We start from the raw sequence: 14,946 nt of genomic DNA on the forward strand, positions 1-14,946 counted from the left end.
TTGCCCTGTTACGTATGGCACAATCGATTGAACGTTTTTGGTGATGGTCACCGATGACGTCCTGATTCGCAGCGCGGCTGCGGCTTTTTCCCCAAGAGGAGAACCATGAAGAAACTGAACAAAGTGGCGATGTTGTTTGCCTCCGCAGCGCTCGCAACCGCCGCTGGCGCCCAAACCGTTGACAACTGGAAGAATGGCTCCAACGAGCTGGTCTGGAAAAACGGCACCAATGAATACTGCTGGCGCGATGCCAACTGGACGCCCGCAACGGCCGCTCCAGGATGCGACGGTGCTCTGGCTGCTGCTCCGGCTGCTGCCGCACCTGCTGCTGCTCCCGCTGCTGCTGCACCTGCTCCCGCTCCCGCTCCAGCACCCGCTGTGGCCACCAAGGTGACGTACGCTGCCGACGCCTTCTTTGACTTCGATAAGTCTGTTCTGAAGCCCGAAGGCAAGGCCAAGCTGGATGATCTGGTCTCCAAGGTCAAGGACATCAACCTGGAAGTCATCATTGCCGTGGGTCACACCGACTCCGTTGGTTCCGATGCCTACAACCAGAAGCTGTCCGTACGTCGTTCCGAAGCCGTGAAGGCCTATCTGGTCTCCAAGGGCATCGAAAAGAACCGTGTGTATACCGAAGGCAAAGGCGAAAAGCAGCCTGTCGCTGACAACAAGACCAAAGAAGGTCGCGCAAAGAACCGTCGCGTCGAAATCGAAGTGGTCGGCACCCGCGCTTCCAAGTAATCTTCAGATTGCTCAAAAAAGGGCCCCGATTTCGGGGCCTTTTTTACGTCTGTGCTTTTCTCGCCTGAAGCTTGATGGACAATGAATGCCATGAGTGAATCTGTGAATGCCGATCCTGCCGAGTTGGCCAAATTTTCTGAATTAGCCCACCGATGGTGGGATCCTGAGAGTGAGTTCCGGCCCCTGCACCAAATCAACCCACTTCGTCTGGAGTGGATTGACGGCTTGGCAGACCTGTCGTCAAAGCGGGTGCTGGATGTGGGTTGTGGCGGCGGCATTCTGTCGGACTCCATGGCGCGCAAAGGGGCGACTGTCACCGGCATTGATCTGTCCACCAAGGCATTGCGTGTGGCCAGACTACATGCGTTGGAGGCGCAAACTACCCACCTGAATTTCAGGGAGGTGAGCGTCGAAGCGTTGGCGGCAGAGCAGCCTGAGAGCTTCGATGTGGTGACTTGCATGGAAATGCTTGAACATGTACCAGACCCTGCATCTGTTGTTCAGTCCTGCTCGCGGCTCGTGAAGCCTGGTGGATGGGTCTTTTTTTCCACTATCAACCGCAGCGCTAAGGCTTTCATGCTGGCCATCGTGGGGGCAGAATACATTTTGAACATGCTGCCACGCGGCACGCATGAATACGCAAAGCTGCTTCGTCCGAGCGAACTCGCAGGTAGCTGCCGCGCCGCTGGACTGAACGTCACGCACACCTGTGGTCTTGAACACAATCCGCTCACCCGCCGCTACTGGCTTGGTAATGACACCAGTGTCAACTACATGTTTGCCACTCGTCGTGCTGCGTGAGGCGCAGTATGTTTCACAACATTCGCGCTGTATTGTTCGATCTGGATGGGACCTTGATTGATAGCGCTCCCGATCTCGGTGCAGCTGCTGACAAGATGCGCACAGACCGCGGTATGCCGTCCTTGCCTGCGGACCGTTACCGTCCCATGGCTGGTGCTGGAGCTCGGGGCATGCTGGGTGAGGCGTTTGGCATGACGTCAGAACACCCCGACTATGAAGCGTTGCGTGAAGAGTTTTTCGTGAATTACGAAAGACGCATGACCCATCTGACCACTGTGTTTGATGGAGTGGGTCAACTCATTGAGCAACTGCTGCAAAAACAAATGCAATGGGGCGTGGTTACCAATAAATCGGCCCGTTTTACTGAACCACTCATTCTTGCCATGCCGCTGTTCACTACAGCCGGTGCTGTTGTGAGCGGGGACACAACACCCCACGCCAAGCCGCACCCAGCGCCCCTTCTGGAAGCCGCAGCGCGTCTGGAATTGGCTCCGGAGTTCTGTATTTACGTCGGTGACGATGAGCGGGATATCATCGCCGGTCTTGCCGCTGGGATGGGCACTGTGGCTGCGACGTATGGATATCTGGGGGCGAAGGCAGATCCACTGCAATGGGGGGCCCATGCAGTAATAAATTCACCGACCGAGCTCTTGCAATTGCTCGGGAAGGCCTAAAATAGATCTTCTAGGGGCTGTCCTGGTTTCGACGTGGGTTCGGAATCGGTGTGGTGCATGTCGAGCTTGAGTCACGCTCGTAAATCTCGATTTAAAAAACTAACTGCAAACGACGAACGTTTCGCACTCGCTGCTTAATTGCCAGTGAGCCTTGCAACAGTTGGCCGATGGGCTGGGCAAGGGGGTCTGAGCAATCAGTGCCTCCCGGCTGCAAGGATAATTACATGGGCTGGCCTTGATCCGGGTACCTTGGACTGGGGTAAGAAAATAGGGTGCTGGCGGCCGGTGTAGCGTGCGACTGCGCGACACCGGCGGCGAGACTTAAATCAGACCGCTAAACATGTAGATCTGCTCGATGAAGGCTTGCGGACGCGGGTTCAATTCCCGCCAGCTCCACCATTACAACGTCCAAAGGCGTTTGCCAATATCCGGCGAACGCCCTTTTTCATTGGAGAATCATCAAGTTATCGTGCGCCTATGTGCGCGGATGTCCGCTAACAGCCAGAGCAAAACCGGGGAACCGGGGAACAAACCGGGGTAAAGTCCGGGGAACGGGATTTTGTTCCCCGGTCTGCCCTTGTTCCCCGTCTGGAGGCCCTGCCCATGTTGACCGACAAGCACTGCACAAACGCCACCTGCCCAGCAGACAAGAAGCGGACCCGCTTCACCGATGTCTTGGGGCTGTACCTGGAGGTGAGCCCGGCCGAGTCGAAGCGCTGGTTCTGGAAAACCTATGCCGATGGAAAAGAGGGCCGCATGGCGCTGGGCAGCTATCCTGTCGGCGCCGCTTGAATATTGATCCACCGGGGATGCGGATAAAAACTTGGACTGGTTTTATGCCGCAAGTCCAAGGCTCGCCCGGTATTCAATGGGGCTGAGAGAGCCAAGGGAGATTGTGATCCGCTTCTCGTTGTACCAGCGGATGTAGTCGTCGACCACCTCAATGAACTGCTCAATGGTCGTGGCCTTCCAGTCCCGAGGATAGAACAGCTCGTTCTTCAGCCGGCCGAAGAAACCCTCGCAGGCTGCGTTGTCAGGAGAGCATGCCTTGCGAGACATCGAGCGGGTGAGGTTCGCGTCGCTCATTCTTGATAGCCAGCCTGGCCAGCGGTAGTGGCCCCCGCGGTCGGAGTGGACCACCGGTCGGTCGCCGGCTTCTGTCACCGTCTCGATGGCAGCATCCAGCATTGTGTTGACAAGCTCAGCGTCTGGACTGGTTGCGATGGTCTAGCTCACCACCATGCCATCGAAGCAATCGATGATGGGCGACAGGTACACCTTGCCCGCTGGGATCTGGAACTCGGTGATGTCAGTAAGCCACTTCTCATTGGGTGCCGCTGCCTGGAAGTCGCGGTTGATGATGTTCTCAGGTGCTGGACTGATCTCACCAAGGTAGGACGCGTAACCACCTGCACCGCAGTCACCTGATCGCCGGCAAACCGGACAACGAGGTAATGGATGGTGTTCGTGTCGCCATTCTTTTTCTCGTCGGCCAGCGGCACGTAGACCACTTCGCAGGGCTCGCCGACCCGCATGCCGGGTGGTGTGGCATAGGGGCCTCCAAGATTGGAGGCCCCTATGCCGATCCTGTTCGATATTCATCCAGTCAGACCGAACCGGACGGTGCAACTCGGTCAGCTATGCTGGCGAGTACCTTGCTGCGCTACTTATGACTGTCATTCACCCGCACTCCATCGCCACCAGCTTGACCGTACGCTACAACAGCGTGGATGCCCTTCGGGGTTTTGCCATGCTGTGGATGACGGTGTTTCATTTTTGCTTCGACCTCAGCCATTTCGGCTACTGGCCACAGAATTTTCGCGCCGATCCTTTCTGGACTTGGCAGCGCACCGCCATCGTGAGTCTTTTTCTTTTCTGTGCGGGTCTGGGGCAGGCCATCGCCTTGAAGCAAGGGCAGGGGTGGGGCCGGTTTGGGCGGCGCTGGCTGCAGATTGCTGGGTGTGCGCTGCTAGTGACAATCAGCTCGTTTGTCATGTTTCCGCAGAGCTTTATTTATTTCGGTGTGCTGCACGGCATGGCGGTCATGCTGCTGGTGGTGCGTTTCACGGCGGGCTGGGGGCGCTGGCTGTGGCTGGCGGGGCTGGTTGCGCTGGCGCTGCCGTGGTGCGCGCAGCTGCTGCTGACGGGGGTGTGGGCAGAGTGGGCGCCGGTGCTCAATGCACGCTCACTGAACTGGCTCGGACTGGTGTCCCGCAAGCCGTTTACGGAAGACTACGTGCCGGTGCTGCCCTGGCTGGGGGTGCTTTGGTGGGGGCTGGCGGCAGGGCAGTGGATGCTTTCCCGATCCGCAAACTGGGTTCCGCGGGATGTGCCGCCGTTCTTGCGGCCACTGGCATCGCTGGGGCGGTGGAGCCTGAGCTACTACATGCTGCACCAGCCGGTCATGATCGGTGGATTGATGGCGCTGGGCTGGGTGCTGAAACGGTAGTGCGGTGCTGACCGCAGGGGTATTCGCGTGGGCAGCGGTCTTGCTCCAACAGCCACTGCAAGAGTGCAGGCAAGGAGCCAGGGCGCACCAGATGCACTGTGTTGATCGCCCCTACGATGGCATGGCGCGCCGTACGCAAGCTGATGCGGGTCGGCGCAGCAACCCCTTCATGTTTGGCCATGCGGATCGGCCAGCGCGTGTTCGATCCAGGCAGGATCCCGCAGCACGCTACAACTCGGCTATCGCGTTGGCAGGCATCGCCTCCAGCGTCTCGTTCTGGGTGGTTTGCAGCAGGCTCAAAACAAAAAAGGGAACATGTTGAACACGTTCCCTTTTAGAGCAGATCAGCTTCGCTTGGGCTTAACTGTCTGGCATTGGCCGTCAGGAGCCCTTTTGATGGTGGTCAAGATGCCCAGCAGCGCATGTATCAGTCGCGCTCGCCGCCCGCGATGCCCAGCAGGGCCAGCAGGCTCTGGAACACGTTGAAGATGTCCAGGTACAGGGCCAGGGTGGCGCTGATGTAGTTGGTTTCGCCGCCGTCCAGGATCTGCTTGAGGTCATACAGCATGTAGGCGCTGAAGATGCCGATGGCCGCGACCGAGATCGCCATCATGCCGGCCGAAGAGCCGACAAACACGTTGATGACCGCGCCCACCATGAGCACCAGTGCGCCCACCATGAGCCACTTGCCCATGCCCGAGAGGTCGCGCTTGATCACGCTGGCCAGGCTGGCCATCACGAAGAACACGCCTGCGGTGCCGGCAAAGGCGGTCATGATGAGATCGGTGCCATTCTTGAAGCCCAGCACCATGCCGATCAGGCGTGACAGCATCAGGCCCATGAAAAAGGTGAAGGCCAGCAGCACGGGCACGCCCGCCGCCGAGTTCTTGGTTTTTTCGATGGCGAACATGAAACCAAAAGCGCCGCCCATGAAAACAATCAGGCCCAGGCCGCCGCTCAGCGACTGGGTGATGCCCGTGGCCACGCCAACCCATGCACCCAGCACGGTGGGCAGCATGCTCAGGGCGAGCAGCCAGTAAGTGTTGCGCAGCACCTTGTGGCGCTGCTCCTGCGAGATGCCATAGCCCGCAGAGTGGCCCAGGGTGGTGACTTGGTCATTCATCTTGTGTCTCTCCTAGTTGGCCTGCACGACGCAGACCGCTGAATTCTATGTGGCGGTGTTCTGGCCAAATGCAATAACCGCACCCGGTCAGACAGTTTAGGTCACTATTGTTTCGCCCCAGGCGGCGGTTTGCAGGGGGCCGACTGCCGCTATGCTTGCCGTTTTCGTCCGGGGGCCCTGCCATCCAGTCCCCCTCAACCCTGCATGACAACCATGAAAATCAAACACGAACTCGAACTGGCCGACGTCAAGAAGATTGCGGCGGCTGCCGAAGCCGAAGCGCTGAAGAACCACTGGGCCGTGACCATCGCCATCGTGGACGACGGGGGCCACCTGCTGTGGCTGCAGCGCCTGGACGGCGCGGCGGCGGTGTCGTCGCACATCGCGCCTGCCAAGGCCCACACGGCCGCCCTGGGCCGCCGCGAGAGCAAGGTGTATGAAGACATCGTCAACGGTGGCCGCACGGCGTTTCTCAGCGCACCCGGCATCGAAGGCTTGCTCGAAGGCGGCGTGCCGATCATGAAAGACGGGCAGTGCCTGGGCGCGGTGGGGGTGAGCGGTGTGAAATCCACGGAAGACGCGCAGATTGCACGTGCGGGCATTGCGGCGTTGGGCCTTTGATTGGCGATGAATTGCTATTGAAATAGTAGCTAATGGCGCTTGTATATCAAGCGCTGGAGGCGAAAATGCCTGATTAGCGACATATCTCAGACCCCGTTCGCCCTGAGCTTGTCGAAGGGCTGTTTGCAAGGAGCGCCCTGGCTTCGACAAGCTTGTATGGTTTGGTCTCCATCAACCAAACTTCAAGAAAGGGCGAGGAGCCGGGATGGAGGGACATCGACAGGCATCGGCCGTTGCTTTAGACCCAACGGATCGACTTACTGAGTCATTACCCCATCCCTGCGCCGAGCGTCGATAAGGAACCTGGCGACGTCACCTGCACGATGCAGTCTCGATCGCCAATTCTTGCAAGCTCACGCCGACAGCAGGCGTCCACCCCGGCACTCGTATTTTGAGCGATGAAGACCCAACAAGCTACTGAATTTGTTGGCGTAGATGTAGCAAGCGCCCATCTGGATGTCGCCGTGCATGGGCACACCAACGTGCGCCGATATGCCAATACGCGCGAAGGCATCTGCCAACTGCTGCGCGCACTGCGCCCTGGCTGCGTGCTGGCACTGGAGTCGACTGGCCGCTATCACACGGCGCTGGCACAGGCCGCTCATGCAGCGGGCCTGCGTGTTTATGTTCTCAATCCCCTGGATGCGCGTCGCTACGCGCAGTCGGTGGGTCAGCGCGGCAAGACCGACCGGATCGATGCGCTTGTGCTGGCCCGCTATATCTGCCGCGAACATGAGCAACTGCGCCAGTGGCAGCCGCCCACGGCCAGTCAAGCCCAGTTGCGCGAGCTCATTGCCCACCGTGCAACCTTGGTGCGTCAGCGCAGTGCTCTGGCGCAGGCGGGCAGCCACAATAAGATGCTCGCGAGTCTGGACGCGCCGGTGCTCAAGGCATTGCAGGAAGCCATTGAACACATCGACGCGCAACTGGCAGTGATCATCCAGGCTGACCCACCGAGCCGCCAGGCGTTCGAGCACATCACCTCGGTGCCCGGCCTGGGCCTGGTCTGCGGGTCGTTGCTGGTGATGCTCTTTGGGCGCATGCACGAGCGCAGTGCCGATGCGGTGATCGCATTTACAGGACTGGATCCGCGCCCGAACGACTCCGGCAAGAAGACGGGCCAAAGGCGCTTGTCCAAGAGGGGCTGGCCGGAGATCCGGCGCCTGCTGTACGCAGCTGCCATGTCAGCCGCGCGCACAAAGACGTGGAACGGCTTTTATCTTGCCCAGCGCGCTAAAGGACTGAGCACGACCGCAGCGCTGATTGTGCTTGCCCGAAAACTCCTGCGCGTAGCCTTCTCGTTGTTCAAGCAACAAAGCGACTTCGATAGCTCGCTGATGGCCGTCAAGGGTTGACACAAACGATAGAACCTCAGCCCGAACGGATGGGGTGAGACATCTGAGACAAGTTGCTAATCAGGGAAAAACGTGCTCAAAACAAAAAACCGGTCTTCGAACCGGTTTTTTTGTGCCGTCCGCTGCTTGGGAACGAGGAAAAAAGCCTGGCTACGCGGGCACGCCCGTTGGCTGGCAAAAAAGACCCTGGCGGGCTTGTGACAAGCCCGGGAGTCTCCCCACGATGAAACCTTGAAAAGGACTGAAAGAGGAACGCTGGCCGATCATGGTGCGTAGGGGGGCTGACCCCGCTGGCCGGCTCGCGCACCCTGGTTTATTTGGTCAAGATCAGCTTGCCCAGCTTGGTGGCCTGCAGGCGGTAAACCGATCCGTTGTGGCGAATGGCCACGGCTTTTTGTCCCTGCAAGAGTTCGCTGCTTTCGACGGCGGCAGGGGCAGCTTGCGACGCGAGCGGGTGGGTCAGCATCAGGGACGATGCTGCCAGATCGGAAGCGGTCGAGCGCAGGGGTGAGGCGTTGGTCAAGTTGGCTTGCATGATGGTCCAGGTGCTTTGCGATTGGATGTGTTAATGATAACTATTCGCAATTGCAAGTCAAGCGATTTTTCTCGATGGGTGCGTGCAGCAAGGCATGTGCCCTTCAAAACCGCCTATGGCTGCGGCTCGGTCACGAAGCCGATCTTGCGCACGCCAGCGCGCTGGGCGGCGGCCATGGCCTGGGCCACGCGTTCGTAGCGCACTTCCTTGTCGCCGCGGATGTGCAGGTCGGGCTGGGGTGCTTTGGCAGCTTCGGCCTGCAGACGCGAGAAGAGTTCTTCGTCGGCCACCGGCGCGCCGTTCCAGAAATACTGGCCGTCGGCGGCTACCGACAGGCGCACGGTTTCGGGTTTGATGAGCTCGGGCTGGTTGGTGGCGCGGGGCAGGTCCACGTTCACCGAGTGTTTCATCACCGGCACGGTGATGATGAAGATGATGAGCAGCACCAGCATGACGTCCACCAGCGGCGTCATGTTGATCTCGTTCATCACCTCATCGGCGTCGTCTTGGGTTCCGAAGGCCATGGCTTAGTTGCCTTTCTTCATGGGCAGTACCTTGCCGGGTTCGCCTGCATTCACGCGGGCGCCGGTGACAAAGTAGGCGTGCAGGTCGTGGGCAAAGCTGTTGAGGCCGTTCAGGATGGACTTGTTGCCACGCACCAGCGCGTTGTAGCCCAGCACCGCCGGGATGGCCACCGCCAGGCCCAGCGCGGTCATGATGAGTGCCTCACCAATGGGGCCGGCCACTTTGTCGATGGTGGACTGGCCCGAGGTGCCGATGGCCAGCAGCGCGTGGTAGATGCCCCACACGGTGCCAAACAGGCCGATGAACGGCGCCGTGGAGCCCACCGATGCCAGGATGGCCAGGCCCGACTGGATGCGTGCCGTGAACTCGTCAATGCAGTTGCGCAGGCAGCGGGTGACCCAGTCGCTCACGTCCAGGCTGTCGTGCAGGTGGGCCTTGGTGTTGCGGTGGTGGGCCGTGGCTTCGCGGCCTTCCAGGGCCAAGTGGCGGAAGGGATTGGTGGGGTCGTTGCCCAGCTTGGTCAGGGCGGCGGCGAAGTCTTCGCTGTGCCAGAAGTCCTGCGCCGTGCGGGCGTGCTTCTTGAACTTGATGATGTCCAGCGCCTTGATGACGATGACGATCCACGAGGCCAGCGACATGGCCAGCAGCAAGATGGCGACGGCGCGGGTGACAAAGTCGCCCTGCGTCCAGACGTTGGCGATGCCGAATTGCGATTCCATGAAAACTCCCTGAACGGTGATTGGATTATTCGAGAACAAAGTTGACGGGAACGAGGTTCCACATGGCCTCGGGCACGCCATTGCGCTTGCCGGGCACGAAGCGCCAGCGCATCACGGCCTCCTGGGCCTGGCGGTCCAGGCGGTCATAGCCGCTGGATTGGTTGATTTCCACCTTCTGCGGCAGTCCGTCGGTGCCGATCAGCACGCGCAGCACCACCTTGCCTTGCTCGCCCATGCGTTTGCTGATGGCTGGGTAGCTGGGTTTGGGGTTGTTGAGGTAGGCGGCATTGCTGGACGGCATCTCGATGCGGGGCGGGGCGGGCGGCGCTGGAGGCGCGGGCGGGGCCGGGGGCGCCACCGGTGCTTCGATGGGGGGCGCTGGCGGCTGCGGCGTGGTGATGCCCACCGGGGCATTCGGGGCCGGTGTCGGGTCGGCAATGGCCACGGGCATGGGGGCCGGGCGCGGGGCCTGGACCTTGGGAGCTGCCTTGGGCGGAGGCGGCGGGGCAGGTGGTGCCGGTGGCGCCACCTTGGGTGCGGGGGGGGGCGGGGGCGCGATGAATTCGCTCAGCAGTTCCGCGGGCACGATCACTTCTGCCGCGCGGCGCAGCAGGCCCGACTGCAGCGCCCACAGGCCCGCCACATGCAGCATCACCACCGAACCCACGATCACGGCATTGCGGCTTACGCCGCCCGAGGCGGCAAAACGATCTCGTTGGGACATATAAAAATGATAGCTGCATGCGCTTACTGGGTAAGCGCTAGCGCCTAAAAGTATTCAGATTACTTGCGAAAGATCCACCAGGCCGAACCGGCCACGAAGATCAGGCTGCCCGCGAGTGTAGAGAGGAGTTCCATGACTTGCTTTCCAAAATGGAGTTGGCAAGCTGGACCGGTTGCGCCGCGACCTCGTTGTGCAGGGCGGCCACCGGGCTGGTTGCGCTGCATTGCGCCACCACATCGCGGGCGCAGCTTTCGCAGCATCCGCATTGGGTGGCAACGCCCAGCTCGAACTGGATATCGTCGAAACTCATTCCTGCACGCGCATGGCGGGCAATTTCACGGTCGGAAATTCGGCGGCAAACACAGACGATCATGGCGGCAGGCAGTTTGGCTGGCTGTTGTGAGTGGGGTGATTATAAATACGAATCTATCGTATTTGCAATAAATCAATTCTGCCCGGAGGGAGATAGATTTTTCAGCGCCAGCCGTTGCCGGTGAAATCTGCATCCAGCAGCGCCGGTGATGCATCGGCCAGCGTGGCGCAGCCGGTGAGGGCCATGGCAATTTCGAGTTCGTCGCGCAACAGGCGCAGCACATGCGCCACGCCGGCGGCGCCGGCATGGGCCAGGCCCCAGACCGCGGGGCGTCCCACCAGCACGGCCGATGCGCCCAGCGCCATGGCCTTGAGCACATCGGTGCCGCGCCGGATGCCGCCATCCACCAGCACCGGCAGCGCGCCGCCCACGGCCTGCACCACGCGCGGCAGGGCGCTGGCGGTGGCGGGGGCCGTGTCCAGCGTGCGCCCGCCATGGTTGGAGACGATCAGGCCCGCCGCGCCCGCCGACACCGCCTGGCGCGCATCGGCCGGATGTAGCACCCCTTTGAGCAGCACGGGCAGGCGGGTGATGGACTGCAGCCAGGCAACGTCGTCCCAGGTGGGGGCGTGGTGCAGCAGGCCGTCAAACAGCGCACTTTGGCCGGGGCGCAATTCGGGCGAGGCCGGCGCCTGCAAGCCCGCAAGGTTGACCGGGCCCACGCCGGGTGGCAGCCGAAAGCCCGCGCGCCGTTCGCGGTCGCGCACGCCACTCGATGGCGCGTCCACCGTGAGCACCAGGGCCTCGTAGCCAGCGGCTTCGGCGCGCTGCACCAGCGCCTGGGTAAAGCCCCGGTCTGGCTGCAGATAAAGCTGAAACCACAGCGGGCCGCGCCCGGGGTCGGGCAGCACTGCTTGCGCAATGGCCTCCAGCGACACACTGGCCTGGGTGCTGAGCACCACGCCCGCGCCCAGCGCTGCCGCTGCGTAGGCCATGGCCAGCTCGCCGTCGGGGTGGGCCAGGCGCTGGAAGGCGACGGGCGCCAGCAGGATGGGGTGCGCCAGCGTGCGGCCCAGCAGTTTGACCCGGGTGTGGCCGCCCGCCAGTGGCCGCAGCACGCGCGGCCACAGAGGCAGCGCATCCCAGGCGCTGCGGTTGGCTCGCAGGGTGATCTCGTCGGCGGCGCCGCCGCTGAAGTAGGCCCAGGCGTTGTCGTCCAGCTGCTGGCGTGCCTGCCGTTCGTGGTCTGCCAGGTTGACGATGTCCGGGGGAAGCGTGTGCCGTGCAGGAATGTAGGTCATACAAGCAAAAACAGCACCTAGCGCTTATTCAGCAAGCGCGAGGTGCTATTGAAAAATGAGCAAATATGGGCGGACATGCCATCAGGTCAGGACGCTGGTGCGCAACCGCCTGGATGATTGCAGCGTCATACGTCGGCCCACATGCGCAGCAGGTTGTGGTAAGTGCCCGAGAGCGCGATGACCGAGGGTTCCTTTTCGCCATGGGCCTGGCGCAGCTTGAGCAGCGACATGTCCATGTCAAACAGTAGCTGGCGCTGTTCCAGCCCGCGCACCATGCTTTCCACCCAGAAAAAGCTGCTGATGCGGTGCCCACGCGTGACCGGCGACACCTGGTGCACCGTGCTGCTAGGGTACAGGACCATGTCGCCCGCAGGCAGCTTGATGCGCTTTTCGCCCAGGGCTTCGGTGATGACCAGTTCACCGCCGTCGTAGTCCTCTGGCGGGGTGAGGAACAGCGTGCACGACAGGTCGCTGCGCACCCAGCAGTTGTCTGCCTTCGAGTGCATGACGGCGCTATCGACATGGTTGCCATAGAAGTTGGCGCCATCGCCGTAGTTATTGAACAGCGGGTTGAAGATGCGGCGCGGCAACGCCGCCGAAAAGAACAGGGCGTTGCGGTGCAGCGCTTCTTTGACCCGGGCCTGCAGCTGTGCGGACAGCGCGCTGCCTTGCGACAGCTGCAGGTTGTTCTTCTGGTACAGGGCCTGGCCGCCAGCACTGCGTTCCCCGTCCACCCAGGGGGCGTCTGCGCCGAGTGATTGCCTGAAAAAGGCGATTTCCTCAGGGGTCAGAACGTTCTGGATGTGCAGGAACATGGTGCGCTGGCGGTGTAAGGCGGTGGATCAGAAGCGGGTCTTCAGGCTGACCTGAACCGAGCGGGCCGCGCCAGGAATATAAAACCCACGGTACAGAGCGTCGGCATAGACCTTGTCGGCCAGATTGCTTACGTTGAGCTTGACGGAGGTTTTGTCGTCGATGGCGTATTCGACCATGGCATCGATCACGCCAAAGCCGCTGGTATACACCGCCCGCGAGCCCTCGGGGTTTTGCTTGCCACGGTAGGTCAGGCCAGCGCCTGCACGAATCTTGGACGTGATGGCGTAGGTGCTCCACACGCTGCCACTGTGCTTGGGTGTCAGCCCTGGGCGATCGCCCTGCACCTGGGCGCCGCCGCCGTTGCTCGCCAGCACGACGTTGCTGCGGTCGATCTTGGCTTCAGGAATCCAGGTGTGGTTGAAGAACACTTCCCACTTGGGCGTAATGCGGCCGGCCAGGTTGAACTCCATGCCCGTGGCGTGGCGCTTGCCGGACAGCAGCTGTTGGGTAGAAGCGGTGTCGGGGTCGGTGTTGCGCTCGTTGTACTTTTCGCTGTAGAACGCGGCCACACCCAGCAGGGCGCGGCGCTCGAACAGCTCGAACTTGCTGCCTATTTCGATGTTGCGGCTCTTCTCGGGTGGCGTGTTGGCTGTGCGGTTGGTCGTGTTGCTCAGGTTGACGTCGTACTGGTACGTGTCGCCCGAGGTGTTGTACGAGGTGCCGTACGACACGTAGTAAGACGACAGCTCATCGGGCTGGAAAATCAGGCCGACGCGCGGACTGAACAGGCTGTCCGACACTTCATTGCTGATCGATCCTGCTGCGTTGCGGTACGACGCCTTGAAGTCGTCATAGCGCAGGCCACCCACAAGCTTGAGTGTCTCTGTCAGGGACATGGTGTCCTGTGCATACAGGCCCAGGTTGCGCGACTTGAAGGTGTTCCACTGTACGGGGACGCGACCGTCGGCCACCGATGCGCCATCGTCTGGCGTGCCGACGGTGGTGGTGGGGCGTGTGGTGGTGTTGGCGTAGTTCTGGTTGCGTTTGGCGTCGTCGTCGTAATAGTCGACGCCGGCCAGCAGCGCATGCTTTTTGCCGCCCCAATTGAAGGTGTTGCTGTAGTCGCTTTGGACTTGCAGGACGTCGCTTTCGCCAATGCGGCCCTTGGAGCCGCGGGTCAGAACCGTGTTGGCGTTGATCTGGTCCAGCGTGATGGCGCTGTTCTGAAAGCCAATGGTGCTGGCCAGCATGTCGCGCTGGTAGTTGCCGTAGCGCAGGCGGGTGTTCAGCTCACCCCCGTCAGTAAAGCGGTGGATGTGGCCCAGCGTGGCGTACTTTGATTCGGTGTTGTTGTAGTCGCTTTCCAGTCCATAGTAGTTGCGGGCTGGCAAGGTGGTGTTGATCTTGCCATCGGCCGACAGGCGCCATGGGTGGTTGTAGATCGGGCGACCTTCGGCTTTCAGGTAGTACAGGCCGATAGAGAATTCATCACGCGTGCCAATGCCCCAGGCAAAGGTGGGCGCAATGCCGCGCTTGTTCTGCTTGGCGCCGTAGTTGTCGGCATCCTGCACCATGGCGTTCAGGCGGAAAGCGGCGTTCTCGCCGGTCACGAAGTTGAAGTCACCCGTCGCACGGTGGTAGTTGCCCGTGCCATAGGTGTACGAGGCTTCGTGCTGGTCAATCAGCAGCGGGGCCTTGCTCACCTGGTTGACGACGCCGCCGGTCGAGCCCTTGCCAAACAGCATGGAGGCGGAACCCTTGAGCACTTCCACGCGGTCGTTGTTGAAGGTGTCGCGCTCCAGCAGCGGGGCGTCTTTCATGCCGTCGTTGTAGATGTCGCCCGCCTGGCCCAGCGAGAAACCGCGCAGGCGCACGTCTTCTTCACCTGTTTCGCCCGCCTGGAATGTGACGCCTGCCGTGGTGCGCAGCACTTCGCGAAAGTCGTCCTGGTTGCGGTCGGCCATCAGCTTTTCGGTGAACACCGTGACGGACTGGGGGATGTCCTTGATGTCCTGCTTGCCTTTGCCGACGGTGGTTTTTTTGAGCAGCAGCGTGTCCTTGCCCTGGACTTCAGCCGCTTCCTTCACGGTCACGGTGGACAAGGTTGCTTCCGGCGTGCTGGACTGCGCCATGGCGCCCATAGAGGCGGCCAGCATCAGTGCGCCCAGGGGCAGCAGGGTTTTGTCCGACGACATGCCAAGCGTGGGAGCGTGCGTGGTGGGAGCGGGGAAAGGGTTTGAACGCAGCGG

General features: G+C 61.3%; 15 protein-coding genes, 1 other RNA gene and 2 pseudogenes. 8 read left to right on the forward strand and 10 right to left on the reverse strand.

Annotated features, from left to right (window positions below; genetic code table 11):
- Positions 1-105 precede the first annotated feature (105 nt).
- The 5 genes and pseudogenes from ompA to CCX87_RS08170 form a co-directional block, all read left to right on the forward strand.
- Complete coding sequence (ompA, locus tag CCX87_RS08150; RefSeq protein ID WP_087745383.1) at positions 106-741, forward strand: outer membrane protein OmpA; 636 nt, start codon at positions 106-108, stop codon at positions 739-741.
- Between the two features lie 90 nt (positions 742-831).
- The gene (gene ubiG / locus CCX87_RS08155) at positions 832-1,542 is read left to right on the forward strand and encodes a bifunctional 2-polyprenyl-6-hydroxyphenol methylase/3-demethylubiquinol 3-O-methyltransferase UbiG (RefSeq protein WP_087748243.1); all 711 of its coding nucleotides are present in this window, start codon (positions 832-834) and stop codon (positions 1,540-1,542) included.
- Positions 1,543-1,550: 8 nt separating this feature from the next.
- Positions 1,551-2,216: an HAD family hydrolase gene (locus tag CCX87_RS08160; protein WP_087745385.1), complete on the forward strand. Its 666-nt coding sequence runs from the start codon at positions 1,551-1,553 to the stop codon at positions 2,214-2,216.
- 13 nt (positions 2,217-2,229) lie between these two features.
- Positions 2,230-2,615: a transfer-messenger RNA gene (gene ssrA / locus CCX87_RS08165) on the forward strand.
- A gap of 204 nt (positions 2,616-2,819) precedes the next feature.
- A pseudogene (locus CCX87_RS08170) lies at positions 2,820-2,993 on the forward strand (Arm DNA-binding domain-containing protein); the annotation flags it as partial.
- 57 nt (positions 2,994-3,050) lie between these two features.
- Here CCX87_RS08170 and CCX87_RS08175 read toward each other — a convergent pair.
- Positions 3,051-3,620, reverse strand: a pseudogene (locus tag CCX87_RS08175) (IS3 family transposase); the annotation flags it as partial.
- Between the two features lie 265 nt (positions 3,621-3,885).
- Here CCX87_RS08175 and CCX87_RS08180 point away from each other — a divergent pair.
- Positions 3,886-4,665 carry a DUF1624 domain-containing protein gene (locus CCX87_RS08180; protein ID WP_087745388.1) on the forward strand — a complete coding sequence of 260 codons (780 nt, stop codon included), beginning with the start codon at positions 3,886-3,888 and terminating at the stop codon, positions 4,663-4,665.
- A 427-nt stretch (positions 4,666-5,092) separates the two neighbouring features.
- Here CCX87_RS08180 and CCX87_RS08190 read toward each other — a convergent pair whose 3' ends face one another.
- Positions 5,093-5,788 carry a Bax inhibitor-1/YccA family protein gene (locus CCX87_RS08190; RefSeq protein WP_087745392.1) on the reverse strand — a complete coding sequence of 232 codons (696 nt, stop codon included), beginning with the start codon at positions 5,786-5,788 and terminating at the stop codon, positions 5,093-5,095.
- A 213-nt stretch (positions 5,789-6,001) separates the two neighbouring features.
- Here CCX87_RS08190 and CCX87_RS08195 point away from each other — a divergent pair, with 213 nt between their 5' ends.
- Both CCX87_RS08195 and CCX87_RS08200 read left to right on the forward strand, forming a co-directional pair.
- Complete coding sequence (locus CCX87_RS08195; protein ID WP_087745393.1) at positions 6,002-6,409, forward strand: GlcG/HbpS family heme-binding protein; 408 nt, start codon at positions 6,002-6,004, stop codon at positions 6,407-6,409.
- Between the two features lie 398 nt (positions 6,410-6,807).
- Entirely contained in the window at positions 6,808-7,764 is a 957-nt protein-coding gene (locus CCX87_RS08200; protein ID WP_087745395.1) for an IS110 family transposase, read from the forward strand.
- A 313-nt stretch (positions 7,765-8,077) separates the two neighbouring features.
- Here CCX87_RS08200 and hemP read toward each other — a convergent pair whose 3' ends face one another.
- The 8 genes from hemP to CCX87_RS08240 all read right to left on the reverse strand — a co-directional run bounded on the left by hemP (position 8,078) and on the right by CCX87_RS08240 (position 14,892).
- Positions 8,078-8,230, reverse strand: coding sequence for a hemin uptake protein HemP (gene hemP / locus CCX87_RS08205; protein ID WP_232476556.1), 153 nt, complete (start codon positions 8,228-8,230; stop codon positions 8,078-8,080).
- Positions 8,231-8,412: 182 nt separating this feature from the next.
- The gene (locus tag CCX87_RS08210; RefSeq protein WP_087745399.1) at positions 8,413-8,823 is read right to left on the reverse strand and encodes an ExbD/TolR family protein; all 411 of its coding nucleotides are present in this window, start codon (positions 8,821-8,823) and stop codon (positions 8,413-8,415) included.
- 3 nt (positions 8,824-8,826) lie between these two features.
- Positions 8,827-9,543 (reverse strand): MotA/TolQ/ExbB proton channel family protein, encoded by a 717-nt coding sequence (locus tag CCX87_RS08215; RefSeq protein ID WP_087745401.1) that lies wholly within the window; start codon positions 9,541-9,543, stop codon positions 8,827-8,829.
- Positions 9,544-9,568: 25 nt separating this feature from the next.
- On the reverse strand, positions 9,569-10,267 hold the full coding sequence (locus CCX87_RS08220; protein ID WP_087745403.1) for an energy transducer TonB: 699 nt from the start codon (positions 10,265-10,267) through the stop codon (positions 9,569-9,571).
- A gap of 100 nt (positions 10,268-10,367) precedes the next feature.
- On the reverse strand, positions 10,368-10,640 hold the full coding sequence (locus CCX87_RS08225; protein ID WP_087745405.1) for a (2Fe-2S)-binding protein: 273 nt from the start codon (positions 10,638-10,640) through the stop codon (positions 10,368-10,370).
- Positions 10,641-10,741: 101 nt separating this feature from the next.
- Positions 10,742-11,881, reverse strand: a complete 1,140-nt coding sequence (locus CCX87_RS08230; RefSeq protein WP_087745407.1) for an alpha-hydroxy acid oxidase — start codon at positions 11,879-11,881, stop codon at positions 10,742-10,744.
- Positions 11,882-12,006: 125 nt separating this feature from the next.
- The gene (locus CCX87_RS08235) at positions 12,007-12,696 is read right to left on the reverse strand and encodes a Fe2+-dependent dioxygenase (RefSeq protein ID WP_087745410.1); all 690 of its coding nucleotides are present in this window, start codon (positions 12,694-12,696) and stop codon (positions 12,007-12,009) included.
- Between the two features lie 27 nt (positions 12,697-12,723).
- Positions 12,724-14,892 (reverse strand): TonB-dependent receptor, encoded by a 2,169-nt coding sequence (locus tag CCX87_RS08240; RefSeq protein WP_232476558.1) that lies wholly within the window; start codon positions 14,890-14,892, stop codon positions 12,724-12,726.
- Positions 14,893-14,946: the final 54 nt, after the last annotated feature.

The sequence above is a fragment of the Acidovorax sp. T1 genome, from assembly GCF_002176815.1.
GTDB lineage: Bacteria > Pseudomonadota > Gammaproteobacteria > Burkholderiales > Burkholderiaceae_C > Acidovorax.